The organism is Kitasatospora arboriphila, assembly GCF_039528095.1.
GTDB classification, from domain to species: domain Bacteria; phylum Actinomycetota; class Actinomycetes; order Streptomycetales; family Streptomycetaceae; genus Kitasatospora; species Kitasatospora arboriphila.
In genome coordinates this window covers 22,370-45,248 of record NZ_BAAALD010000039.1, presented here as the reverse complement: position 1 = coordinate 45,248, position 22,879 = coordinate 22,370, and the positions used below count along the sequence as shown (strand labels likewise).

At 70.4% G+C, this 22,879-nt stretch carries 19 protein-coding genes and 2 pseudogenes; 14 read left to right on the top strand and 7 right to left on the bottom strand.

Features of this window, described 5'->3' with window-relative positions:
- The first annotated feature begins 1 nt into the window (after position 1).
- The 4 genes from ABD353_RS20620 to ABD353_RS20605 all read left to right on the top strand — a co-directional run bounded on the left by ABD353_RS20620 (position 2) and on the right by ABD353_RS20605 (position 6,118).
- Entirely contained in the window at positions 2 to 1,657 is a 1,656-nt protein-coding gene (locus ABD353_RS20620; protein ID WP_344625127.1) for a YifB family Mg chelatase-like AAA ATPase, read from the top strand.
- 116 nt (positions 1,658 to 1,773) lie between these two features.
- On the top strand, positions 1,774 to 3,018 hold the full coding sequence (dprA, locus tag ABD353_RS20615) for a DNA-processing protein DprA (protein ID WP_344625126.1): 1,245 nt from the start codon (positions 1,774 to 1,776) through the stop codon (positions 3,016 to 3,018).
- Between the two features lie 1,427 nt (positions 3,019 to 4,445).
- Positions 4,446 to 5,270, top strand: a complete 825-nt coding sequence (gene whiG / locus ABD353_RS20610) for an RNA polymerase sigma factor WhiG (RefSeq protein ID WP_344625145.1) — start codon at positions 4,446 to 4,448, stop codon at positions 5,268 to 5,270.
- A gap of 278 nt (positions 5,271 to 5,548) precedes the next feature.
- Positions 5,549 to 6,118 (top strand): TetR/AcrR family transcriptional regulator, encoded by a 570-nt coding sequence (locus tag ABD353_RS20605; protein WP_344625144.1) that lies wholly within the window; start codon positions 5,549 to 5,551, stop codon positions 6,116 to 6,118.
- 219 nt (positions 6,119 to 6,337) lie between these two features.
- On the opposite strand, the pseudogene ABD353_RS20600 reads toward ABD353_RS20605, so the two are convergent.
- Positions 6,338 to 6,907: pseudogene (locus ABD353_RS20600) on the bottom strand (M23 family metallopeptidase); the annotation flags it as partial.
- 746 nt (positions 6,908 to 7,653) lie between these two features.
- Here ABD353_RS20600 and rpsB point away from each other — a divergent pair.
- From rpsB to ABD353_RS20575, 5 genes are all read left to right on the top strand, one after another.
- Positions 7,654 to 8,541, top strand: coding sequence for a 30S ribosomal protein S2 (rpsB, locus tag ABD353_RS20595; protein WP_344625125.1), 888 nt, complete (start codon positions 7,654 to 7,656; stop codon positions 8,539 to 8,541).
- A gap of 128 nt (positions 8,542 to 8,669) precedes the next feature.
- On the top strand, positions 8,670 to 9,509 hold the full coding sequence (gene tsf, locus ABD353_RS20590) for a translation elongation factor Ts (protein WP_344625124.1): 840 nt from the start codon (positions 8,670 to 8,672) through the stop codon (positions 9,507 to 9,509).
- Positions 9,510 to 9,791: 282 nt separating this feature from the next.
- Positions 9,792 to 10,556, top strand: coding sequence for a UMP kinase (pyrH, locus tag ABD353_RS20585; RefSeq protein ID WP_263103490.1), 765 nt, complete (start codon positions 9,792 to 9,794; stop codon positions 10,554 to 10,556).
- A 66-nt stretch (positions 10,557 to 10,622) separates the two neighbouring features.
- Positions 10,623 to 11,180, top strand: coding sequence for a ribosome recycling factor (gene frr / locus ABD353_RS20580; protein ID WP_344625123.1), 558 nt, complete (start codon positions 10,623 to 10,625; stop codon positions 11,178 to 11,180).
- Positions 11,180 to 12,214: a phosphatidate cytidylyltransferase gene (locus tag ABD353_RS20575; protein WP_344625122.1), complete on the top strand. Its 1,035-nt coding sequence runs from the start codon at positions 11,180 to 11,182 to the stop codon at positions 12,212 to 12,214. The genes frr and ABD353_RS20575 overlap by 1 nt, the downstream gene beginning before the upstream one ends.
- 133 nt (positions 12,215 to 12,347) lie before the next feature.
- On the opposite strand, the pseudogene ABD353_RS20570 reads toward ABD353_RS20575, so the two are convergent.
- Positions 12,348 to 12,535: pseudogene (locus tag ABD353_RS20570) on the bottom strand (site-specific integrase); the annotation flags it as partial.
- A gap of 54 nt (positions 12,536 to 12,589) precedes the next feature.
- On the opposite strand from ABD353_RS20570, the gene ABD353_RS20565 reads away from it, so the two are divergent.
- Positions 12,590 to 13,024, top strand: a complete 435-nt coding sequence (locus ABD353_RS20565; protein ID WP_344625121.1) for a peptide deformylase — start codon at positions 12,590 to 12,592, stop codon at positions 13,022 to 13,024.
- Positions 13,025 to 13,269: 245 nt separating this feature from the next.
- Here ABD353_RS20565 and ABD353_RS20560 read toward each other — a convergent pair whose 3' ends face one another.
- Positions 13,270 to 14,355 (bottom strand): FUSC family protein, encoded by a 1,086-nt coding sequence (locus ABD353_RS20560; RefSeq protein WP_344625120.1) that lies wholly within the window; start codon positions 14,353 to 14,355, stop codon positions 13,270 to 13,272.
- Between the two features lie 547 nt (positions 14,356 to 14,902).
- On the opposite strand from ABD353_RS20560, the gene ABD353_RS20555 reads away from it, so the two are divergent.
- Positions 14,903 to 15,223 carry a hypothetical protein gene (locus ABD353_RS20555; protein WP_344625119.1) on the top strand — a complete coding sequence of 107 codons (321 nt, stop codon included), beginning with the start codon at positions 14,903 to 14,905 and terminating at the stop codon, positions 15,221 to 15,223.
- A gap of 105 nt (positions 15,224 to 15,328) precedes the next feature.
- Here the strand turns inward: ABD353_RS20555 and ABD353_RS20550 are convergent, their stop codons facing one another.
- The 4 genes from ABD353_RS20550 to ABD353_RS20535 all read right to left on the bottom strand — a co-directional run bounded on the left by ABD353_RS20550 (position 15,329) and on the right by ABD353_RS20535 (position 19,375).
- Positions 15,329 to 16,561 carry a tyrosine-type recombinase/integrase gene (locus ABD353_RS20550; RefSeq protein ID WP_344625118.1) on the bottom strand — a complete coding sequence of 411 codons (1,233 nt, stop codon included), beginning with the start codon at positions 16,559 to 16,561 and terminating at the stop codon, positions 15,329 to 15,331.
- A 178-nt stretch (positions 16,562 to 16,739) separates the two neighbouring features.
- Positions 16,740 to 16,985, bottom strand: a complete 246-nt coding sequence (locus ABD353_RS20545; protein ID WP_344625117.1) for a helix-turn-helix domain-containing protein — start codon at positions 16,983 to 16,985, stop codon at positions 16,740 to 16,742.
- Between the two features lie 1,360 nt (positions 16,986 to 18,345).
- On the bottom strand, positions 18,346 to 18,660 hold the full coding sequence (locus ABD353_RS20540; RefSeq protein ID WP_344625116.1) for a helix-turn-helix domain-containing protein: 315 nt from the start codon (positions 18,658 to 18,660) through the stop codon (positions 18,346 to 18,348).
- Positions 18,661 to 18,940: 280 nt separating this feature from the next.
- Entirely contained in the window at positions 18,941 to 19,375 is a 435-nt protein-coding gene (locus tag ABD353_RS20535) for a hypothetical protein (RefSeq protein WP_344625115.1), read from the bottom strand.
- Between the two features lie 171 nt (positions 19,376 to 19,546).
- On the opposite strand from ABD353_RS20535, the gene ABD353_RS20530 reads away from it, so the two are divergent.
- The 3 genes from ABD353_RS20530 (at position 19,547) to ABD353_RS20520 (ending at position 22,839) form a co-directional block, all read left to right on the top strand.
- Positions 19,547 to 19,909 carry a GntR family transcriptional regulator gene (locus tag ABD353_RS20530; RefSeq protein WP_344625114.1) on the top strand — a complete coding sequence of 121 codons (363 nt, stop codon included), beginning with the start codon at positions 19,547 to 19,549 and terminating at the stop codon, positions 19,907 to 19,909.
- A 176-nt stretch (positions 19,910 to 20,085) separates the two neighbouring features.
- Entirely contained in the window at positions 20,086 to 21,591 is a 1,506-nt protein-coding gene (locus ABD353_RS20525) for a peptide deformylase (RefSeq protein ID WP_344625113.1), read from the top strand.
- A 381-nt stretch (positions 21,592 to 21,972) separates the two neighbouring features.
- Positions 21,973 to 22,839, top strand: a complete 867-nt coding sequence (locus ABD353_RS20520; RefSeq protein ID WP_344625112.1) for a hypothetical protein — start codon at positions 21,973 to 21,975, stop codon at positions 22,837 to 22,839.
- Positions 22,840 to 22,879: the final 40 nt, after the last annotated feature.

Sequence of the window (22,879 nt, the reverse complement as noted above, 5' to 3'; positions counted from 1 at the left end):
CATGACCTTCGCCCGTACCTGTTCGGTCGCGCTCGTCGGTGTCGACGGCGTGGTGGTCGAGGTCCAGGCCGACCTCGAACCCGGCGTGGCCGCATTCACCCTGGTCGGCCTGCCCGACAAGGCGCTCTCGGAGGCCCGCGACCGCGTCCGCGCCGCGGTCGTCAACAGCGGCGAGAGCTGGCCGCAGCGCAAACTCACCGTCGGCCTCAGCCCGGCCTCCGTGCCCAAGAGCGGCAGCGGCTTCGACCTGGCCGTCGCCTGCGCCGTACTGGCAGCCGCGGACCGGATCGACCCGGCCGCCATCGCCGAACTCCTCATCATCGGCGAACTCGGCCTGGACGGCCGGGTCCGGCCCGTCCGGGGCGTCCTGCCGTCCGTCCTGGCAGCCGCCGACGCGGGATACCGCCAGGTCGTCGTGGCGGAGCAGACCGCGGCCGAAGCCTCGCTCGTACCGGGCGTCTCGGTGATGGGCGTCCGCAGCCTGCGCCAACTGATCGCAGTGCTCACCGACGCACCCCCACCCGACGACGAGCCCGACACGCTCGTCGGCCGGCCGAACCCGTTGCTGGCCGGGCTGCTGCTGCCCGGCATCGGTGTGCGCGACATCGCCGCGGAGAACACGATCCGGCCCGACCTCGCGGACGTCGCCGGTCAGTACGAGGCCCGCCACGCCCTGGAGATCGCGGCCGCCGGAGGCCACCACCTCTACCTGAAGGGGCCACCCGGAGCCGGCAAGACCATGCTGGCCGAGCGCCTGCCCGCCCTGCTCCCGCCGCTCACCGAGAAGGAGGCGCTGGAGGTGACGGCCGTGCACTCGGTCGCCGGACTGCTGCCGCCCAACCGGCCGCTCATCGACAGCCCGCCCTACTGCGCGCCGCACCACTCCACGACGATGCCCGCCATCGTCGGCGGCGGCAGCGGGATGCCCCGACCCGGTGCCGTCTCCCTGGCCCACCGCGGGGTGCTCTTCCTGGACGAGGCGCCGGAGTTCCCGGTGCGCGTCCTCGACGCACTGCGCCAACCGCTGGAGTCGGGCGAGGTGATGATCGCCCGCGCCGCCGGGTCCATGCGCCTGCCGGCCCGGTTCCTGCTCTGCCTGGCGGCCAACCCGTGCCCCTGCGGTCGCCACTCGATCCGCGGCGAGGGCTGCGAGTGCACCCCGACGATGGTCAACCGGTACCAGGCCCGGCTCTCCGGCCCCCTGCTGGACCGCGTCGACCTCCAGGTCCAGGTCTCCTCCGTCTCGCGGGCCGAACTGATGACCCGCGACAACTCGGCGGAGTCCACCGACGTCGTGGCCGCCCGGGTGCTGGCCGCCCGCCACCGCGCGGCCGCTCGGCTGGCCGAGACCCCCTGGCGCACCAACGCGGAGGTCCCCGGCCACGAACTGCGGACGCGCTGGCGACTGCAGCCCGACGCGCTCACCGACGCCGAACGAGACCTGGAGCGGGGACTGCTGACGGCCCGCGGGCTCGACCGGGTGCTCCGGGTGGCGTGGACGATCGCCGACCTCTCGGGCCGCGACCGACCCGGCCGGTCCGACGTCCGGACGGCGCTCGCCCTGCGGACGGGCGTGCACCGCGGCCCGACGGCCGAGCGCCCGCGACTCCCGCGCGACACCCACCACGACCACGGCGACTGCATCGCCGACCCGTGACCGCCCCGCCGGCCGGACCGGCCCCGGAAGGCACACGGCACGGCACACGGCACACGGCACACAAAACATCGACACATCGACACATCAACCGAGGACCAAGGACCGAGGAGTCCAGCATGGACAGCACCAGCAGCACCTCCACGAGTCCGCCCCGCACGACCGACACCGAGGACGTCCGTCCGGACAGGTGCCCACCGGGTGACGCGGCGCGGGCGTCGCCGCCCGGGGGAGGCCCGGCTCCGTCACCCGAGCGCCTGGCCCGAGCGGCCCTCACCCGGCTGATCGAGCCCGGTGACGCGGTGATGGGGCGCTGGCTCGCCGAACTCGGGGCCACCACGGTGGTCGACGTCGTCCGGGGCCGGCTGCACCCCGGTCCGTACGGCCTCGACCCGGGCCGGGTCGGTGACTACCGGGCCCGCTGCGCGGCGCTCGATCCCGTCGCGGACCTCCGCCTCGTCCAGGCGCACGGCGGACGGTTCATCATTCCGGGCGACCCCGAATGGCCCAGCCAGCTGGACGACCTCCGGGAGGGCCGTCCGGTCGGCCTCTGGGTGCGGGGCACCGGGTCGCTCCGGTTGCTGGCGCTGCGTTCCGTCGCCCTGGTGGGCTCCCGGGCATGCACCGCCTACGGCGCGCACGTCGCCGGCGAGATCGCCTCGCAACTGGCCGAACGCGGCTGGGTGGTGGTCTCCGGCGGCGCCTACGGGATCGACTCGGCCGCCCACCGGGGCGCCCTCGCCGTCGGCGGCGCCACCGTCGGCGTCCTCGCCTGCGGGGTCGACATGAGCTACCCGCCCGGGAACACCGAACTGATCCGCCGCATCTCCGCGCAGGGGCTGCTGGTCAGCGAACTGGCACCGGGAGTCCATCCCAACCGCTTCCGGTTCGTCCTGCGGAACCGCGTCATAGCGGCGCTCACCCGTGGCACGGTCGTCGTCGAGGCGGCCGTCCGCAGCGGCGCCCTGAGCACCGCCCGCCGGGCGCGGGACCTCAACCGGCACACGATGGGCGTCGCCGGCCCCGTCACCTCGGAGCTGTCCGCCGGTGTGCACGCGCTGATCCGCAGCGGCGGCGCCACGCTGGTGACCGACGCGTCCGACATCGCCGAACTCGTCGGAGCGATCGGCGACGACCTCGCACCACCCCGCTCCGGCCCGGTCCTCCCGCGGGACCTGCTGGAGCCGTCGGTGGCCCGGGTGCTGGAGGCCGTCCCCGGCTGTGCGGACGGAGCGCCGGTCGACCGACTCGCCCGGGAGGCGGGACTTTCTCCGGACGCCGTGCTGCAGCATCTGTACGAGTTGGTCTCGCTCGGCTACGTCGAGCGATTCGGCGCCCACTGGCGGCTCGTCAGGCGCCGTTGAGGGTCGCGACACGCACCGGCGCGCGTCGCGGGCACGCGCCGGGTGGGCCACCGGATCGGGCGACGACCGAGTGGCGGTAGCACACCGCAGCGACGTGGTCACGCTACGCTCCCTTGTGGCTTCCCTATCAGCACATGACTCGGCAGAACGGCGCAGACCAACGCATGCCCACAAACATTCCGGGACACAGGGTGACCGGTGACGCCCGGTCTGCGGGAAGGGCTGGGGCCGGGGCCCGTCCCGCGGCGGACCTCGGACCCCAGGGGCCGACGCTGTTGAACCCCGCCCGGTCGCCCGGCCAGACCCGCGTGCCGGGTCGGCCGCTCTCACCAGGCCAGCAGGAGACCCGCAGCGCAACAGCCCCGCCCACCGCACCCGCGCGGTCCGGGCCTGCGGCGCCCGCGCCCTCCGCAGCGCACCCTGCTCCGTCCGCCCCGGCGCACCCGTTGGTGCCGCGCGCCCCCATGGGCCCGCCTGCGACGGCGGAAGCCCAAGGAGCGGTCGGGCCGGCCGTCCCCGAGACTTCTGCCCGACCGTCGGCCCTCCCGCACACCGTGCCCACCATGCACGAGCGGCCGGCCGGCCCACCGGTGGCCCCGGAGGCGGCCTGCGGTCCGCAGTCGCACGGGCGGTATCGCGAGGAGCAGATCGACCGGACGGGCCGTACGGACGAGGCTCAGCGAGCTGCCGCCCGCCAGCCCTACCCGGAGGCGCGTCCCGACCAGCGCCGCGCCGCCGAGGGCAGCACCGGTGGGCGGTCCGCCCGGGGCGGGGCGCGGCGGACCGATCCGTACGAAGCCGAGCCGAGCCACTCCCACGTCCATGCCCGTGCCGACCAGCCCCCGCCGTCGAGGAGCGTGCCGGCCAGGAGCGGACCGGCGGCACCGGGCGGGGAACGGCCCTGGCCGATCGCCCGCCGGGCCGGAGCCGACGGCGCCGCGCCCCCCGGTGGTTCCGGAGGCGTGGACCGGACGGCGGCCCGGCGGCTCCCCGGCCCCGTGCGCCCGGTTCCGGCGCCCCCGGCCGGCGGGGGAGGAGGGCACGAGCGGGTGCCGGACGGCGTGGAGACCGTCGGCCGGCCGGTGGCACCCCGGGAGCCCGCCCGTCCGGAGTCGGCGACGCCCGTCCCGGTGCCCGCACCGACATCGCCCGCACCGACATCAGGGTCGACACCGCCGGCTTCACCACCAGCTTCACCACCAGCTTCACCGCAGGCATCAGCACCGGGATCGACCTCGGGCGCCGCAGCGGAGTCCGGCCAGGTGGACGGAGTGCGGACGGAGGCCGACGGCCACCGCCCGACCCTCCCCGAGCCGGGCACCCCGGCGGCGCCCCACCCGGAGGTGACGACCCCCAAGTCGGTGCCGTCCCCCGTCAAGCCACCCGTTGCGCCCGCCGCGGCTGCCCAGCCCGCGCCACAACCCGCAGTGCCGACCTCCGGGCGGCTCGGACAGCAGGCATCGGCCAGCCGTGCGGCGAAGGCCTCCGGTGAACGCAGCGCGTTGGAGATGCTCTGGCGTTCCTACAAGGAGTCGGGGGACCCGCGGCTCCGCGAGCAGCTGATCCTGCATTACTCGCCGCTGGTCAAGTACGTGGCGGGCCGGGTGGGTGTCGGCCTGCCGGCCAACGTGGAGCAGGCCGACTTCGTGTCCTCCGGCGTGTTCGGGCTGATCGACGCGATCGAGAAGTTCGACATCGATCGCGCTATCAAGTTCGAGACCTACGCGATCAGCCGGATCCGTGGGGCGATCATCGACGAACTCCGTGCCCTCGACTGGATCCCCCGGTCGGTGCGGCAGAAGGCCAAGACCGTCGAGCGGACGTACGCCACCCTGGAGGCCCGGCTGCGGCGCACGCCGCACGAGCCCGAAGTGGCCGCCGAGATGGGCATCACGCTGGAGGACCTCCACGCGATCTTCAGCCAGTTGTCGCTCGCCAACGTCATGGCCCTCGACGAGTTGATCCACCCCATCGGGGAGAGCGGCGACGCCCTCACCCTGATGGACACCCTGGAGGACACCGGCGCGGACAACCCGGTCGAGATCGCGGAGGACCGCGAGCTGCGCCGCCTGCTCGCCACCGCGGTCAACACCCTGCCCGAACGGGAGAAGACGGTGGTGACGCTCTACTACTACGAGGGCCTCACCCTGGCGGAGATCGGTCAGGTGCTCGGAGTGACCGAGAGCCGGGTCAGCCAGATCCACACCAAGTCGGTGTTGCAACTGAGGGCGAAGCTCTCCGACGTCCGCTGACCCGGTCGGCCAGCTGCTCCGCGGACGGTCGAGGGACGACTTCGGCCCGCAGGCCCGCGCCGGATCGGCTCTGACCGAGCGGGCCCGACCGCACCGCACCGCACCGGACGGGATCGAGCGGATCGGGTCGGGCACCACCGGATGGGACGGCACCGTGCCGGGACACGGCGCGCGGGTCGGGCCGTGCGCCGGGGACGTCGGGGGGTTCGCGTGGTGGCGGTCGGCGCTGCCGTAAGGCTCCGTAGAGTAGGAGTGTGCCGAAGATCAGGGCCGCCACGGTGGCCGAGCATCGCCAGTTGCAGCGGGCTGCGCTCCTGGACGCCGCCCGCCTGCTGCTCGCCGAGGGCGGCCGGGAGGCGCTGACCTTCGCGGCCCTCGCCGCCCGGACCGGGCTGGCCCGGTCTTCCGTGTACGAGTACTTCCGCTCCCGGGCTGCCGTGGTGGAAGAGCTCTGCGCGGCCGACCTCCCGCTGTGGACCGCCGAGATCGAGGCGGGGATGGCCGTGTGCGACAACGCCCGCGGCCGGCTGGAGGCGTACATCCGCGGGCAACTGCACCTGGCGGCCGATCCACGGCACCTCGCGGTGACGGCGATCTCCGAAGTGGAACTGGACGACGCTGCCCGGGAGCGCATCCGGGCGGCGCACAGCGGTCTGGTCACGCTGGTCGTCGACGCCCTGGCCGAGCTGGGCCACGTGAACCCCCGCCTTGCCGCGCTGTTGCTGCAGGGCGTGATCGACACGGCCTCGCGCCAGACGGAGCGGGCCACCCCGGAGGAGGCCGTGGCGATCGCCGATGCGGCCGTCGCCCTGGCGCTGGACGGGCTGGCGGGCGGCGACCGAAGATAGGCCGGCCCGGGGCCCGCACCTCGATCGGCAGCCCGTCGCGTGCGGCCGGCTGTCGAACCCCGGCAGCCGGGTCCGCGCGGGGGAGCCGTCCTCCGGGGACGCCGACCCGGATCCCCGGCTCGCCGTCACCGACCGACCGCCGCCAACGCCGGAGGCGTGGTGGTCGAGCGGAAGCAGCCGGACGTGGCCGGTGCCGAGCAGGGCGAGCGGGTCGAGGTACCGGGGGCCGCGCAGCAGTCCCCAGTGCAGGCAGTTCCCGGCAGGGCAGTGGTGGCCGCTGTCGGCGAGGTTCCCGATCACCTCACCCGCCCCGACGGCAGTGCCCGCGGCGACCGAGCCCTCGACCGGCAGGTAGGTCGTCCTCAACGGGGGATTCCCGGAAGCGGGGTGGGTGACCGTCACCACCGGTCGTCCGGCCACCGATCCGGCGAAGGAGACGACGCCGGGAGCGGCGGCCCGGACCGGCGCGCCGACAGGCGCCGCCACGTCGACGCCCCGGTGCCCGGCCGCCCAGAGGGCAGCCGGCGGCTCGAACCGGCGGAGCAGCGCACCTGGCCCGCCCACCGGCCAGGCCCGACCGGCACCGGGGGCGCGGCGGAAGGCGCGATCGCCGGTCGGTGCCCGGCCGTCCTGTGAGGCCGGCGCACCCGCCGGTCCGCGCGCACCGACGAGTCCGGGCGCACCCACCGGTCCGGGCGCGCCGACAGGTCGGACCGCTCCGATCGATGCGGCCGCATCCGACCGCCAGGCCCGAAGGGCGCCGACCTCGGACCGGGGCGGCGGAAGCATCAGGGCGACGGTGCCGGCCAGCATCAGCGCGAGCAGCAGCCCGCCTCGCGCGTCCGGGGGCAACCCCGGAGGCAGCCTCGGCGGCGGCGCCCCGGTCGCCCCCGGGGACGGCCGCAGCAGACCGGGCACCCGCAGCCTCGCCATCGGCAGCGATCTCCGGAGCAGGGTCAGCCACGGGAACGAGCACCGGCGCAGCAGGAGGATCGGAGGACCGATCGGACGGTGGTTCATGCCGGCCAGGCTGGCCCCCGCAGGAGCGCCCCGAGCACCGCACCGCAGGACCTGTGGACAACCCCGCCCTGTGGACAACCGCTGTCACCCGGCCGGGTGAACAACTCCGGTCCGCCGGGGAGCGCCGTCCGGCCGGGAGTGAACGCCGTCCCACGTCCCGCTGAACTGATCCCCGCTCACCCCTGTCCGCCCGGGTGCTCCCGGCGCCGGAGTCGCCCGCAACTCGGGCCTTCCCGTACACTTCACACGCGACCCGGTCCACCGGGTCGACTTCGCACGCCCCGCCACCGGTGGAGCGGCCGCCCCGCGAGGGGTCGGCGTGGTCTCCGTCCGGTGCGAGTGCCGCTCGGTCCGCCGAGCCTGCCGGCCCAGTGCCGCCCAGGCCGCGGCGGCTTGGCACGCCCGGGGCGTCAGGCGTGGTGGTCACCCGGCCGCCGCGGACACAACCGAGAGACCCGGTTCCCCGTCTCCTCCGCGGAGCGGCTCGCCGGGCGCAAAACCTGAGGAGCACGGCCATGGCCGTCGTCACGATGCGGGAGCTGCTGGAGAGCGGCGTCCACTTCGGTCACCAGACCCGTCGTTGGAACCCGAAGATGAAGCGCTTCATCTTCACGGAGCGCAACGGCATCTACATCATCGACCTCCTGCAGTCGCTGAACTACATCGACCGCGCCTTCGAGTTCGTCAAGGAGACCGTTGCCCACGGCGGCAGCATCCTCTTCGTCGGCACCAAGAAGCAGGCCCAGGAGGCCATCGCCGAGCAGGCCACCCGCGTGGGCATGCCCTACGTGAACCAGCGCTGGCTCGGCGGCATGCTGACCAACTTCTCGACCGTCTACAAGCGTCTGCAGCGCCTCAAGGAGCTCAGCGAGATCGACTTCACGGATGTGGCCGGTTCCGGCCTCACCAAGAAGGAGCTCCTGGTCCTCCAGCGTGAGTACGACAAGCTGGAGAAGACCCTCGGCGGTATCCGCGACATGCAGCGCGTTCCCAGCGCCGTCTGGATCGTGGACACCAAGAAGGAGCACATCGCGGTCGGCGAGGCCCGGAAGCTCAACATCCCGGTCGTCGCCATCCTCGACACCAACTGCGACCCGGACGAGGTCGACTACAAGATCCCGGGCAACGACGACGCGATCCGCTCCGTCACCCTGCTGACCCGTGTGATCGCCGACGCCGTCGCCGAGGGCCTGAAGTCCCGCGCCGGTGTCGCCAAGGGCGACACGAAGGCCGAGCCGGGCGCCGACCAGCCGCTGGCCGACTGGGAGAAGGACATCCTCGAGGGCCAGAAGGCCGCCGAGGCCCCCGCCGCCGAGGCTGCGGCCACCGAGGCTCCCGCCGAGGCCCCCGCCGCCGAGGCTCCGGCCGCCGAGGCTCCGGCCGCCGAGGCCGAGCAGGCCTGACGTACCAAGGGTGAGGGGCACCCACCGGGTACGACACCGGTAGGTGCCCCTCTCTCCCGTGCGGGGGCCGAGCCACCGGCCCCGCACCACCCCACGCAGACACGCGAGACGTGAGAAGAGATCACACCATGGCGAACTTCACCGCCGCGGACGTCAAGAAGCTCCGTGAGCTCACCGGCGCCGGCATGATGGACTGCAAGAAGGCCCTGGACGAGGCCGAGGGTGACGTCCAGAAGGCCGTCGAGCTCCTCCGCATCAAGGGCCAGAAGGGCGTTGCCAAGCGCGAGGGCCGTGACGCCTCCAACGGCGCCGTCGCCTCGCTGATCGCCGAGGGCAACAAGGCCGGCGTCCTGGTCGAGCTGAACTGCGAGACCGACTTCGTCGCCAAGGGTGGCAAGTTCGTCGAGGTCGCCAACGCGATCGCCGCGCACGTCGCCGCCACCTCCCCGGCCGACCTCGAGGCCGCCCTGGCCTCCGAGATCGCCGCCGGCCAGACCGTCCAGCAGTTCGTGGACGAGGCCAACGCCACCCTCGGCGAGAAGATCGTCTTCCGTCGCTTCGCGCAGTTCGACGGCGACGGCTTCGTCGGCGTCTACATGCACAAGTCGGACCCGGACCTCCCGCCGACCATCGGTGTCCTCGTCGAGCTCGACAAGGAGAACGCCGAGGTCGCCAAGGACGTCGCGCAGCACATCGCCGCCTTCGCGCCGAAGTACCTCTCCCGCGAGGACATCCCGGCCGAGGACCTCGAGAACGAGCGCCGCGTCGCCGAGGCCACCGCTCGCGAGGAGGGCAAGCCCGAGGCCGCCCTGCCGAAGATCGTCGAGGGTCGCGTCACCGGCTTCGTCAAGGAGAACTCCGTCCTGGAGCAGGCGTTCGCCAAGGACAACAAGAAGACCGTCGCCAAGGTCCTCGAGGAGAACGGCGTCGCCCTCAAGCGCTTCGTCCGCTTCCGCGTCGGCGCCTGAAACCCGTTCCCCGGCGCTTCCGGCCTAAGGTAGGAAGCGCGCCGGGCCGCAGCAGCGGCCGGGAACGCGCCGATCGGGCTCTCCAGCACCCCTCGGGGGGCGCGTCGGCACCATGAACGACGAGGAGGCCATTGCCGTGCAGGACACCGTACCGGTTCCCGCGGCAGTGGCCTCCTCGCGTGTACGCGCCCAGCGCGTACGCACAGAGCCGGGCACCGCACTCCCGGTGTTGTGAGCAGCACATGCAGCCCTGCGAGTCCGCAGGTGGAGAAGGAGAAGTCCATGCAGGAGACGCTGGAGACCGGCCGGGACACGCAGGACGGTTCGCGCCGCCGGGTGCTGCTCAAGCTGTCGGGTGAGGCCTTCGCCGGCGGCGGCGGCCTTGGCGTGGACCCGGACGTGGTGCACGCCATCGCCCGCGAGATCGCCACCGTCGTCCGCGCCGGCACCGAGGTCGCCGTGGTGATCGGCGGCGGTAACTTCTTCCGGGGTGCGGAGCTGCAGGTCCGCGGCATGGACCGGGCCCGCTCGGACTACATGGGCATGCTCGGCACCGTGATGAACTGCCTGGCGCTGCAGGACTTCCTGATCAAGGAAGGCATCGAGACCCGCGTGCAGACCGCCATCACGATGGGCCAGGTCGCCGAGCCCTACCTGCCGCTGCGCGCGGTGCGGCACCTGGAGAAGGGCCGTGTGGTGATCTTCGGCGCCGGTATGGGCATGCCGTACTTCTCCACCGACACGACGGCGGTGCAGCGCGCGCTGGAGATCCACGCCGAGGTGCTGCTGATGGGCAAGAACGGCGTCGACGGCGTCTACGACTCCGACCCGCGCACCAACGCGGCGGCGGTCCGGTTCGACTCGCTGGACTACACCGAGGTGATCGCCCGCGACCTCAAGGTGGCGGACCTGACGGCCATCACCCTGTGCAAGGACAACGACCTGCCGATCCTGGTCTTCGAGCTGCTGGCCGAGGGCAATATCGCCCGGGCGGTGAAGGGTGAGAAGATCGGCACACTCATCAGCCAGGAAGCCGCCCGGCCCTGAGCAGCAATCAGCCGTCCGGGGCACCGGTACGGGACTACAGCAGATGAACCGGACAGGGAGCAGACAGTGATCGAAGAGACCCTCCTCGAGGCCGAGGAGAAGATGGAGAAGGCCGTCGCCGTCGCCAAGGACGACTTCGCCGCCATCCGGACCGGCCGTGCCCACCCGGCGATGTTCAACAAGATCGTCGCGGACTACTACGGCGCCCTGACGCCGATCAACCAGCTCGCGTCGTTCTCCGTGCCGGAGCCGCGGATGGCCGTCATCACGCCGTTCGACAAGAGCGCGCTGCGCAACATCGAGACCGCGATCCGCGACTCGGACCTCGGCGTCAACCCGTCCAACGACGGCTCCATCATCCGCGTGGTGTTCCCGCAGCTGACCGAGGAGCGCCGCAAGGAGTACATCAAGGTCGCGCGCGGCAAGGGCGAGGACGCCAAGGTCTCGATCCGTTCCATCCGCCGCAAGGCCAAGGACGCCATCGACAAGCTCGTCAAGGACGGCGAGGTCGGCGAGGACGAGGGCCGCCGCGGCGAGAAGGAGCTCGACGACGTCACGGCCCGTTACGTGGCCCAGATCGACGAGCTGCTGAAGCACAAGGAAGCCGAGCTCCTCGAGGTCTGATGAACGACGCCCCCGACGCCCAGGGCATCCGGGGCGGAACCGAAACGCTCGCCACCGAGTTCTCTGCTGCGGGTGGCCCCCGTGCCGACGACCTCCGTCGGCCCCGAACGGGTCACTCGCAGCAGCCTGTGGTGTACCGAAGGGGCACTGCGGCACAGAATCGGACCATGCCCCCCGCGCAGGAGACACCCGTGGCCCCAACCGACCAGCAGCCCCGCAAGCAGCGCGGCGGCCGCAATCTGCCTGCCGCGATAGGCGTGGGGGTCGGCCTCGGCGCAGTGATCGTCGCCTCGCTGTTCTTCGTCAAGGCGCTCTTCCTGGTGGTCGTGGTCGCGGCCGTCGCGGTGGGCGTCTGGGAGCTGAACTCCCGCCTGGCGGAGACCAAGGGCGTGCACGTGCCGATGGTCCCGCTGATCGCCGGCGCGGTGGCGATGCCGCTCGTCGGCTACACCGCGGGCGGGCAGTGGGCGTCCGCAGTCCTGGCGCTCACCGGCCTGGCCGTGCTCGTGTGGCGGATGAGCAAGCCCCCGGAGGACTACCTGCGGGACGTCACGGCGGGTGTGTTCACCGCCTTCTACGTCCCGTTCCTGGCGACCTTCGTGGCGCTGATGCTGGCCGCCGAGGACGGTGCCTGGCGGATCCTGATCTTCCTCGTGGTCACCATCTGCAGTGACACCGGCGCCTACGCCGTGGGCTACAAGTTCGGGCGGAACAAGCTCGCGCCGACGATCAGTCCGGGCAAGACCCGGGAGGGCCTGGCCGGCGGCATCGGCCTGTCGATGATCGCGGGCGCGCTGCTGATGGAGTACGCGATCGACGGCGGTGCCTGGTGGCAGGGCCTGATCCTGGGCGGCTGTGCGGCGGTCACCGCCACCCTGGGCGACCTGGCCGAGTCCATGATCAAGCGCGACATGGGCATCAAGGACATGGGCACCCTGCTGCCGGGCCACGGCGGCATCATGGACCGGCTCGACTCGCTGCTGCCGACGGCCCCGGTGGCCTGGTTGCTGCTCGCGGCCTTCGTCGGCGGCTGATCCCGCGCCACCTGTTCCACCACCGCGAGCCCCGGGCGTCCACCGCCCGGGGCTCGCGGCGTGAAGGGGTGTGGCCCGGTGGGTACCGTGGCATCCGTGAACGCCACCGGGCAGGCACTGGAGCGGCTCCAGCAGCGTCCTCCGCCAGGCCGATGATCTCGCCTTGACGGAGACCGCACCCGGCACCGGGATCCGCCATCGCCTGGTACCGGTCCGGGAGCGCGGCCCGTACCGCGAACACCTGCTCCGGGAGCCAGGGCACGACCCGTCGGCCTCGACTGCCGGGGGCCGGACCGACTTCGCTCCATACGGATTCCGGGTCGGGTCTGCTCGGCAGCCGAGCGCGCCGCGGGCATCCACCTCTTCAGCAAGGGAATGGGAGTAGCTGCGCCTCAGCTTGGCATCGACCGTGCGGTGGCCATCGTTCGGACCGCAGACGCCGAGACCATCACCCTGCTGAACCCCCGGGTGATCGAGGAGTCAGCCGAGACCGACGAGCAGTACGAGGGCTGCTGGAGCTTCTTTGACGTGCGCGGCATGGTTCCCCGACCGCGCGCCATCACGGTCGAACACCAGGAGATCGATGGTCAGCGTCGGATCACCATCTTCGAGAATGCCGTTGTGCGCCTGGTTGCCCATGAGATCGACCATCTTGAGGCGTCCTGTACACGGCCCGAATGCGGCCTGGCGTGGAGCCGGTCCCCCGTCTCCGAGTGCCGGGGGACCGGTCAGGTGTGGAGCTATGGGGCTGGTCCTGCCGAGCGGTGGCTGTTGCTCAAGGCGCCTCGCTCCGCTCGGCGGACGGGGTAGGTGGAGCCCACGGGGAAGGCACCTCAGGGCGGGATCGGAGATCACCGGCCAGGATTCCCGGCTCCCTGCAGTACCAGACGTAGCCTCACGATGTTCGGGGCGCCGTGCCTGCGGTGCGCGCCCCGCCTCCTGTCTTCTCCCCGGTTCGGGCTTTGCCGTCCTCGGTCGCGCCCGCAAGGGGTGAAGAGCTAAGGCCGAGACGGACAGGTCCGACTTCCATCACCACGCGGCGGAGGCCGGCGCGTTCAGGCCGATCGTTGCTGCCGTTGGGCGGCGCGTTTGGCGAGCAGGCCCGCCAGCAGCATGACGACCAGGCTGATACCGGCGCCGCACACCGTCCACAGCACCCGGTAGCCCTCGGCGGCGTAGTGGGAGGGCTGCGGCAGGTCGGCCAGGATGAGCGCGCCGGCGGCGATGGCGGCGGAGTAGAGGGCGTAGTTCAGGAAGCGGATCCCGACGGCGTGCACGAAGAGGACGAGCGCGACGACCTCCAGCCCGCGCGTCATCGCGAAGAATCGGAGGCCGGTCTCGCTGGCGGGCAGCAGGAGCAGCAGCGCGGCCGCGATGGCGCCGATGAACGCACCCGAAAGGCGCTGGGCGGAGACGAGGGTGCTCTGCTCCAGGTTGGGCTTCATCGCGATGATGGCCGCGATCGGGATCCAGTAGCCGTACTGCAGGTCCAGTCCGAACGCGAGGGCGACGGTGCCGCCGATGACCAGGGCGCGGAGCACCACGAACACGACGACCGGCGGGGTCAGCTTCTTGTGCGAGGTGTCTCCGGGGATCTCGACGAACGGCTGGGGCAGGTCCCGGCGGCCGCGGATCAGCCACTCGACGAACGTCATCAGGATCCACAGTGCTGCCCCACCCGCCCAGGCGACCACCTGGGCCCAGGTGTAACTGGTGATGCGGGCGGCATGGTGGAGGTTGAACGCGAGCCCGACGGCGACGATGAACCAGACGTTGAGCAGCATGGCATTGACGAACCTGTGCACCCCGAACGTGAGGGCCAGGTCGGCCACCAGCGTGACCACGAAGGCCGCGAGCGCCAGCCACCCCCAGGCCTCGCCCCCGATCCCGAACGCCAGCGCAGTGATCCCCGCGCCGATCAGCGCGAAGACGGCGTTGTGCGACGCGCGGTACCCGAACCCGCCACCCGGGTCGGCCAGCGACGTGAACAGCATGCCGAACAGGGCGCTGAGCAGGTACACCTCATGCCCGATCGCCCAGAAGACGATCAGCGGCACCAGCCCGACGTCCAGGAACACCACGGCTCGCCGCCAGTTCACGCCCGCGTGGTTGAGTTCGAACACCTTCGACAGCCAGCTCATCACCTTCCCCCGGTGAACGGGCCGGCCGTCTCGTTCGGTTGCGCTGCTCATGGCCGCCCTTGCTCGCCTGCTGCCGGGTATGTCGCTCTGATCCCGCATTGTCTGGCTCCCCGGAGACCGCCGCGAAGCGACTCGCCGTGCATTCCCCGATGCAGGGCGCAGCCGGCGCCGCGGGTTCCGGGGGTTGGTGCGGTCGGCGAACACGGGCCGAGGCGAACCTTCGCCTGCGGTTCGGCCGGGGCTGTCCGGGCCGTCCGGGCCGTCTCCGGGCCGTGCAAGGGCGGCCAACGATGACAGGCAGGGCCCGCCGCCGAGTCCTCCTCCCCGAGTGAGAGCCGGGGTGACTCGCGGCATCTGCGACACTGGATGCACCATGCCTAAGCCCGGAGAACATGCTCCGGGAAGGCGACGAAAAGCCCCCTGCCTGCGGTTTCTCCGCTGGAAGGGGGCTTCTGTGTCAGTGCTGGGCCGTCTCGGGGCCGTCAATCGATGGTTTGGGCTGACCAGACTAGTTCGGCGTGACCAAGACCAAGTCGACTGCGTTCTCGTGATCGACACCCCTCCGGGTGCCGTCATCGACGAACGGAGCAACCTGATGCGTGGAACAAAGCTAGGGGCAGCTGCGCTGCTGGCTGGCGCAGCAATCCTCTGTAGCGGCACCGCGGCCGCCGCGGCCCCGGTGCCCATCGCCGAGCCGAGCGGCTTCGGCCAGATCGCCGCGCCCGTCCTCGGTGGGGCGGAAGCGCTCGTGGGTTCCGTAAGTGCCCCTCTGGTCAACCTCAACATCCCCTGCCCTGCACCGTGGCAGCAGGGCGGCGTTTCGGGCTCGGCGTACAACGCGTGCAACGTGGTCCCGATCGGGGGCTAACCTCGCAGCGGGCTGTACCTCCGGTTCTGGCAGAACCGGCTTAGACCGGTGTCGGGTCGGTTCTGCCAGAACCGACCCGACACCGGCCCGCGGGTAGTGGATGCTTCAGCCGCCTGACTGGAAGAGCCGATCCACCGCGTTCCGGGTCCGATCCTGGCTGTTCGGCATGAGGTGCGCGTACACCCGCAGGGTCAGGGCCGGATCGGCGTGGCCCAGATAGTCACTCACGGCCCGGAGGCTCTCCCCGGCGTCCAGCAGCACCGAAGCGTAGAAGTGTCGGAGGGCATGCATGCCGTGCTCCCGTGCAGGGGCGTGGCGCTCGCCCGGACGCGGCGTCGGGATGAGGCCAGCGGCCGCGATGGCGGGCTTCCACTCCTGGAGGTTGAAGTTGCTCCGCCAGACCAGACCGCCCGCGGTGTTGGTAAAGAGCAGGCGGAAGGTCACCTTCGGCCCGTCCGGGGTCTTCCACGGCAGCGTCACGGGGACCGGCTTGCATGCGTCCATGTGGGCTCGGACAGCGGCGGCCACCGACTGGGGGAGCGGCACGTCACGCTCCTTGTTGCACTTCGGCGGAGCGAAGACAGCCTTTCCCCGGATGAGCTTCACCTGTCGCAGGACACGCACCGCGCCCGCCTCGAAGTCCAGGGAGTCGTCTTCCGCCAAGCCGATGATCTCGCCCTGGCGCAGGCCGCATCCGGCACCGAGATCCGCCATCGCCTGGTACCGCTCCGGGAGCGCGGCCCGCACCGCGAACACCTGCTCCGGGAGCCACGGCACGACCCGCCGGGCCTCCACCGTCGGAGGCCGCACCGACTTCGCTCCACACGGGTTCCGGCTCAGTAGGCCGTCGTCCACAGCGGCAGAGAGCACCGCGCGCACGTCGGAGTAGATGTTGCGGGCGTACCCGCCGGTGATCGGGCTGGCCTCCAGCTGCTTGACCAGCTCCTGGATGTGGGACGGGCGGAACGAGTCGAGGGGGCGCCGCCCGATGCGAGGGAAGACGTGCAGGCGGAGGTGGGTCTCCACGAGGACCTGAGTGGCGGGGTCCGTGGTCTGCATCTTGAGCCACCGTTCGGCGAACTGCTGGAACGTCGTCCGGGCGGCCCTGGGGTCGATGTACTGGCCCCGCGACATGTCGGCGTGCACTTGGGCGAGCCACTGCTCCGCGAGACGGCGCTCCCGGTCCGCGAACGACTTGCTCTTCTCGCTGCCGTCGGGGCCGACGTAGCGGGCCCGGTAGCGAGAGCCGTTGCCGTAGCGGTCGGTGCGGACCTTCCGGGGCATGCCGTCGGGGCCGGTCTCGGTCTTGTACCAGCGGTCCTGGATGTGTCCGGCCATGGGTGGGCCTGCTCCTCGGGGGTAGCGGGTGTGGGCTTGGGGTGCGTGGGCCCGTGGTGGGCCTGTTTTGGGGCGCACTGAGGTAGGCCGCTGGCTGCTAGCGGCCTGCTCAGGTGGGGTGTGGGGTGCTAGCGGTGGTGCTACCGGTAGCGGGATGGGCCGCTACCGGTAGCGCGGGTCACGCGGCGGGGTTGCTCTGGTCGGCGACCCACCGGGCGACGGCGTCGGGGTGGTAGCGGACGTGGCGGCCGGCGCGGAATCCGGGCGGGCCGGTGCGCTTGCGGCGCCACTGGTAGACGGTCTCCAGGGGCACGCCGAACAGCGCGGCGACGTCCTCGGGGGTGAGGAACCGTGCGGGCAGGGCGAGGGGTTCGGCCGACGGGGAGGTGGGCAGTGCGGTGACGCTGGCGGTGCGGCGGGGCATGCTGCGCTCTCCTCGCGGGTCGCTGGGGCGGGAATGGGCCGGCCTCCGACGGCTGCCGGGCAGGGGTGCTTGCTGCTTTCCTGCTGGTCGTTGCGGGCTGGGCCGCTATCGGTGGTGCTTGCGCAAGCACGGCTGGGCGCTTGCGCAAGCGGCCGGGGCGCCCATCGGCGGTCCGGTCACGCCCTGTAGCTCTACTGGGTAGTGGGTACTGGGGAATCCCCGATAGGAGAGTCGATTTCGGCGCCCGGGGGCTCCTGGGGCGTCTACTGGGGCGCCCCACTACCCACTACCGAGTAGCTGTGCGTGATCGGCGGGCTGGGGCCGTTTCGGAGGTTCGGGCCGGTGGGCCTGCTATCTGCTCAGGGCCCGGGTGGGCTGCTATCGCGCCTGCTATCGATAGCGGGCGGACGGGCTATCGATAGCAGGCCCGGCGGGGTGCCGGCGTGGCGCCTGTGAGACGGGGAGGGAGGTGCCCGGGGCGGCCGGGCGGGGCGGTTTCGATGGGGTCCGGGCTGCGTGGCGGGTGGTCTCCCTGCCTCCCTGGGAGGCGGTTTGTGCTGGCCAGGGCGGGATGTCGGGATCAGGGAGGCGGTCAGGGAGAACTCCCTGCCTCCCGGCGTCCTCCCTGCCGCGAATCCCCCGCTCGGGGCGGGATTCCGGGCTGCCAGCCGGGGGCGCCGCTAACCGCTAACTATCTGGTCAAGACCGGTGCGGGCCGCTAACGGGGCCGCTAACGCTAGCGGCCTGCCCCGCTAGCGTTAGCGGGTTCCGGACGGCTCTCTGCTGCGAGGCCGGGGCTCCCCCCACCCACCCCCCACACGCGGAAGGACGTGGAACGGGCGTGTACGGGGGTGGGAGCGGCTTCCCGGGGCGGGTGGGTGGTGGGTGGGAGGTAGTGGGGGAGCGGGTCCAGGGGCGTGGTGCGTGTGTCCCAGGTAGGGATTTCTGCGTCACTGCGACATCAGCGTCATTCAGGGCTCTGACCTGCGGTTTTTTGGTGACGCAGAGATCGGGGGATCGGTGGCGTGCGTCACCGGGTGACGCGGGCTGCGTCATGGAGGTGACGCAGTGACGCAGAGATGACGCAGAGACGGCCGTCTGCGTCACCCTTGTTGCCGCAGGTCAGGGGCCGTTTTTCGGCCCGGGTGACGAAGGTGACGCAGCGTCTTCCTACTTAGGAAAAAAGAGGGGCTGTTTCTTGTACTTCGGCGCTCTCTCAGAACGAAAGGAGGAGCCGCTTCGCGGCACGACCTTGGGCGGCTTCGCCGAACAGCAAGAGGAGCACCCCGCGCCGGGGCGGACCGGTGCTCTTCTTGCCGTTCGAGCGCTGCGAGTGCCGTGCGGTCGGTGGTCGCGTCCGTCAGCGGCCCGTTTTGGTCCAGGGGGACCGCTCGCGGCTGCTGGAGGGGGCTGCGGCGGCGACGGCGGACAGGCCGGCGGGCAGTCCGGTGGCGGCCAGGTAGGCGCGGAACGCGTCGCGGGAGATGCGGACCTGGCCCCGGCCGTTGCCGACCCGGTAGGAGGTCAGGTGGCCGCTGCGGGCCATGCGCCAGACGGTCTCCTGCGACAGCCGCAGGGCGAAGGCCACCTGGGGCACCGTCAGGTAGTCGGTCGGGTCCGTGAGCGCGCTCGGGGCCGGGGTCGGGTCGGTGTTCGGCGGCACGGTGGTGTCCATGCGGGTCTCCTCAGTCGGGCAGCAAGCTGGAACAGGATCGGGTCGGATACCCGCCGACGCTCACGAGCGCTCATGGAGCGCTCGCGGGGCGGTCGGGCGGTGGTGCCAAGTCGGGTACCGGTCGGGGTCTGGCCTGCGTGGATCGGCCGATCCCGGAACCGGGGAGTCGGGGACAGTCGAGACCGTACTCACGGCTGCTCATCAGGCCGCGCCGCCCGGCCGCTGGGGCTTTGGCCGCGGGGCGGTGAGTGGTCGGTGAGCGCCCGTGAGCATCCGGGCGCTATGCGGCCATCCAGCCTTCGGCGGCCAGTTCCTCGGAGGACCGCACCGCGTACGGGAACGGGACGGCCTTGGCGCGCTGCGCGTCGGCGCGCTCCGACTGGACCCAGATGAGCATGGCCGCCATGTCCTCGGCGCTGGAGATCCGACGCTTGGACGGGAAACGCCGCCGGAAGGCCCGGTGGTCCGCCGTGCCGTCCTCCAAGCGCATCAGGGACAGGTGGAACGACCGCAGGAACTCGCCGTCCGCCTGAACCTGCTCCAGCCCCAGGCGCTCGATGCCCTGCGCGATCCACGCCTCGGTCTGCGCCTCACCGGCCGCGCTGAAACGGCTGTGGTCCGGCATGTCCGAGGCGTACAGCGCCACCGCACGGGCGGTGCCGGACAGGGGCGCGGAGGCGGGGGAGAGCTGCGGAGCGGAGAGCGTTGCGTGCATGATGGAACTCCCTTCACTGGGGCGTGGAGCGGCGTGCTGACTTGGCGGAAAGGCGCCGCTCCACAGCGTTTTCAGGGCTTCGCTGTGACACCTAGCCTGACCTAGGTGTATCAACCTGTCAAGCGAATGGGACTAGGTGTGCTGGCTTGTGCTAGTGGATACGCTGGACCCATGACTGTCTCCACCGACGACCACCGCGCCCCCTACATCCAGGTTGCCGATGCGCTCCGGGAGGAGATCCGATCGGGCAAGCTCCAGCCGGGCCAGAAGCTCCCTTCGGCCCGCCAGTTGGCCGACCGCTTCAAGGTGGCGGTCATGACCGCTTCCAGTGGCGTCCGCGTGCTCCGGGAAGAGGGGTTGGTCTCCTCGACTCAGGGTCGCGGCACCTTTGTCCGGCAGGCCGGCGAACTGGCCCCTGCCGTGCAGGCCGCCGATGCGCCAGTGGATCGAGTGGACGCACTCGAAGCCGAGGTTCGGCGTCTGTCGGAGAGGCTTGCCGAAGTGGAGGCGGTGCTGGCCCGGCAGGGCGAGTGACAACGAGCGCTGCTGATCCAGCGTCAACTCAGGGTTGGTTTCCACGGCCGCCAACTGTCTCTCCGTCCGGTAGGTTTCCGTCCTGACGCAGTAAGCAAAGCGCAGCTCACGGTAGTGATTGCAGGCTGAATGCCAATCACTCACAGCTCACTCATAGGCACAGCCGGGGGGACGAGATGCCAAGCGAGCCACAGGTCACGGAGCCGTTCGTCGCCGAGCTGAAGCGCTGGCGAGACGTGCGAGGTGTCTCGCAGTCCGCGCTGGCCAAAGCCGTCGGGTACACGCCCTCGTACGTCTCGAAGGTGGAGAGCGGCCAGCAGCGCCCCTCGCGGCCGTTCACCGAGCAGGCCGACCGTGTCCTGCACACCGGTGGCGCGCTACGGAGGGCCTTTGCGGAAGTTGAGTCGTCCGTGCGGCCGGAGCACCAGCCTCGCGCGGTGGCGGACCAATCCGCCGGGGAAGCGCAGCCGGCGAGCCTGATCGTGCAGCACGACGACGCAGAGCTGTTCTACGACGGGCGAACCTATCGAGCGACTCAGCGGCGGCAGCTCTACAACGCCAGCCCGGACCCGATCACCCGGTACCTGATCCGTATCTCTGTCGACCGCTACCCGGGTAACCCGGAGCGATCCAACCGCCTCTACCGCGAGAACCCGCTCACCTGGGACGAGATCGATCTGACAGTGAAGGTGGGGAACGAGCCTGTCGGATGGCGCGTGAAGCACGACCGGGACGCCTTCAAGGAACTATGGCTGCTCTTCGAGAACGAGCACGGGCGCTACCCGCTCTACCCGGGCGAGACCACCTGGATCGAGTACTCGTACACAGTCAGCGATGACAAGTGGGGCACCTGGTTCCAGCGTGCCGTGCGGCTTCCTACCGAGCGGCTGAGCGTTCGGCTGGACTTCCCAGAGGCCCTCGACCCGGCGGTCTGGGGGACCGAGACCACCATGACCGCCGCCGCGTTTCCCTTCCGCACCGCCATCCACCAGGCCCCGGCAGGGGACCGGCGTATCTACTCCTGGACCACCGACGACCCACCGCTGCACGCCCGCTACCGGCTTGAGTGGAAGTTCCGCGCGCGCCCCGAAACCGAGGAGACCAGGCCGCCCATGAACCCGACCGCTGCCAGCGAGAAAATGCGATCGATCGGCGTCATTCAGGCCGGCGACCCGATCCTGACCAACCGGGCCCGCCCGTTCGACCTGCCGGCGGAAGCTGAGGACGTCCGGCGGGTCGTGGCCGAGCTGAACTCGGCGGCCGAGCGCGCTGCGGGAATCCACGTCTTCAGCAAGGGCATGGGCGTGGCCGCTCCCCAGCTCGGAATTGACCGCGCTGCGGCTATTGTCCGGACAGCCGACGCAGAGACCATCACGCTCCTGAATCCCAGAATCATCGAGGAGTCCGCTGAGGTTGATGATCAGTATGAAGGCTGCTGGAGCTTCTTTGACGTTCGAGGCGTCGTTCCGCGGCCGCGTGGCATAACTGTCGAGCACCAGACAGTTAGCGGAGAGGTCCAAATCACGCTTTTCCAGGATGCAGTAGCCCGATTGGTAGCGCACGAGATTGATCACCTCGAAGGGGTGCTCTACACGGCTCGCATGAGGGCTGGTGTGGTTCCGATCCCCGTGTCCCAGTATAAGGGCACCGGAAATACCTGGTCGTATGACTCGAACCGCTAGCTCTTACCTTAGGGCGTCGAACTCTTGATTCTCCGGGCATGGCGCTTCGAAATTTGAATCTTTAGTGATCTGAATTGGCGTGGTCGAGTGAGCTTCAGTGATAAAGAGCATCTTGTCATACTAATTTCCCTCTCGGCATTCGCCGTGCCGATTACGATATTCTTGGCCTGCCGTACGCTTCTTTCGATACTGCCAAGGATGGCCCGGCTCGAAAGATTCAAGAAGGTCGGATCAAGGGCGGCTCGGAAGATAAATAAGGCGGCCCAATCGGAGACATCGGGCGCCTATCGGGCATTCCGCTCCCTGTCTCTCCATCCTAGGGTTGATCCCATTGCAATGCAGAGCTTCGCCCGATGGCGGCGTGTTTCGCACAAGAGGGCTATGCGGTCTCACCTGAGGGGATCGATCATCGCGATCCTGGCTCCGCTTGTAGGCCTTGCGGTCAGCATTATTATCGTGCCGTCGAAATTTCTCCAGTCGAATCTATTTCTAGTGCCAGGTGATTACCACAAGGAGTGGTGGTACTGGGGGCAGATTTCCATCCTTGCCGGGTCTTTTGTAATTGCCGCGGTGCTGATGCGCGCCTCCAGGGTGGCGCTGGAGCTCAGGTCTAGGGCTGCATCCGACCTGGAGGCTTTCCATAATTGCGTCATTGCCATCATGTTTTGCATGATGTCGCAGGGTGGCAAGGGGTCGTTTCTCGGGCTCGATTCGACTGTGAGTAGAATGGTGGATCAGCTAGAAACGTTTGCCGCGCAAGGGCATATGACATATTATCCGGCGCGAATGCCGAGCATGTCTGCACATATTTCGAGAGTTGCCCAGGCGCTAGATGCCCAGATGGTGAGGGTTCTTCGAGATGGCAAGCGAGAAGTATTGCCCCTGGCCAAAATGCTGAATTCCATCCTTGTGGCGCTGTCAAATGAACAGTGGTATGGCCTTTTGGATGAAAGTGATCTTAATGGATTCACTGCTCGCGAAAACCCGGAAGTGGATCATCGGCTGAAAAGGAAGGACGCCGTCCTTCTGGCGCTAGGCGTAGCTGCATCACTGGCTCTGAGCGGAATCGCAGCCGCCCTTGGTGTGCCGTTGGCAGCGGCGGCAGGTGTGGGTGCAGCGGTTGCGCTCATCCCTGCCTCGCTCTGGGGAAGTCGTCAGCTGGGAGTCGGAGGTCAGGCGCTCGTTCGCACTATCACCTCAGGCGCCGGCCCAGCACCTGAGGGACCTTCCGTGAACGCGGCACCCTGATGAGGGTTGCTGTCGGCAGTCAGGAAATCTTGGGCCGTCT

What these genes read in the sequence shown, in the direction of transcription:
- ABD353_RS20620 (WP_344625127.1), top strand. Translation starts at nt 2, where the DNA reads ATGACCTTCGCCCGTACCTGTTCGGTCGCGCTCGTCGGTGTCGACGGC.
- dprA (WP_344625126.1), top strand. Translation starts at nt 1,774, where the DNA reads ATGGACAGCACCAGCAGCACCTCCACGAGTCCGCCCCGCACGACCGAC.
- rpsB (WP_344625125.1), top strand. Translation starts at nt 7,654, where the DNA reads ATGGCCGTCGTCACGATGCGGGAGCTGCTGGAGAGCGGCGTCCACTTC.
- tsf (WP_344625124.1), top strand. Translation starts at nt 8,670, where the DNA reads ATGGCGAACTTCACCGCCGCGGACGTCAAGAAGCTCCGTGAGCTCACC.
- pyrH (WP_263103490.1), top strand. Translation starts at nt 9,792, where the DNA reads ATGCAGGAGACGCTGGAGACCGGCCGGGACACGCAGGACGGTTCGCGC.
- ABD353_RS20575 (WP_344625122.1), top strand. Translation starts at nt 11,180, where the DNA reads ATGAACGACGCCCCCGACGCCCAGGGCATCCGGGGCGGAACCGAAACG.
- ABD353_RS20565 (WP_344625121.1), top strand. Translation starts at nt 12,590, where the DNA reads ATGGGAGTAGCTGCGCCTCAGCTTGGCATCGACCGTGCGGTGGCCATC.
- ABD353_RS20560 (WP_344625120.1), bottom strand. Translation starts at nt 14,355, where the DNA reads ATGAGCTGGCTGTCGAAGGTGTTCGAACTCAACCACGCGGGCGTGAAC.
- ABD353_RS20550 (WP_344625118.1), bottom strand. Translation starts at nt 16,561, where the DNA reads ATGGCCGGACACATCCAGGACCGCTGGTACAAGACCGAGACCGGCCCC.
- ABD353_RS20545 (WP_344625117.1), bottom strand. Translation starts at nt 16,985, where the DNA reads ATGCCCCGCCGCACCGCCAGCGTCACCGCACTGCCCACCTCCCCGTCG.
- ABD353_RS20540 (WP_344625116.1), bottom strand. Translation starts at nt 18,660, where the DNA reads ATGGACACCACCGTGCCGCCGAACACCGACCCGACCCCGGCCCCGAGC.
- ABD353_RS20535 (WP_344625115.1), bottom strand. Translation starts at nt 19,375, where the DNA reads ATGCACGCAACGCTCTCCGCTCCGCAGCTCTCCCCCGCCTCCGCGCCC.
- ABD353_RS20530 (WP_344625114.1), top strand. Translation starts at nt 19,547, where the DNA reads ATGACTGTCTCCACCGACGACCACCGCGCCCCCTACATCCAGGTTGCC.
- ABD353_RS20525 (WP_344625113.1), top strand. Translation starts at nt 20,086, where the DNA reads ATGCCAAGCGAGCCACAGGTCACGGAGCCGTTCGTCGCCGAGCTGAAG.
- ABD353_RS20520 (WP_344625112.1), top strand. Translation starts at nt 21,973, where the DNA reads ATGCGGTCTCACCTGAGGGGATCGATCATCGCGATCCTGGCTCCGCTT.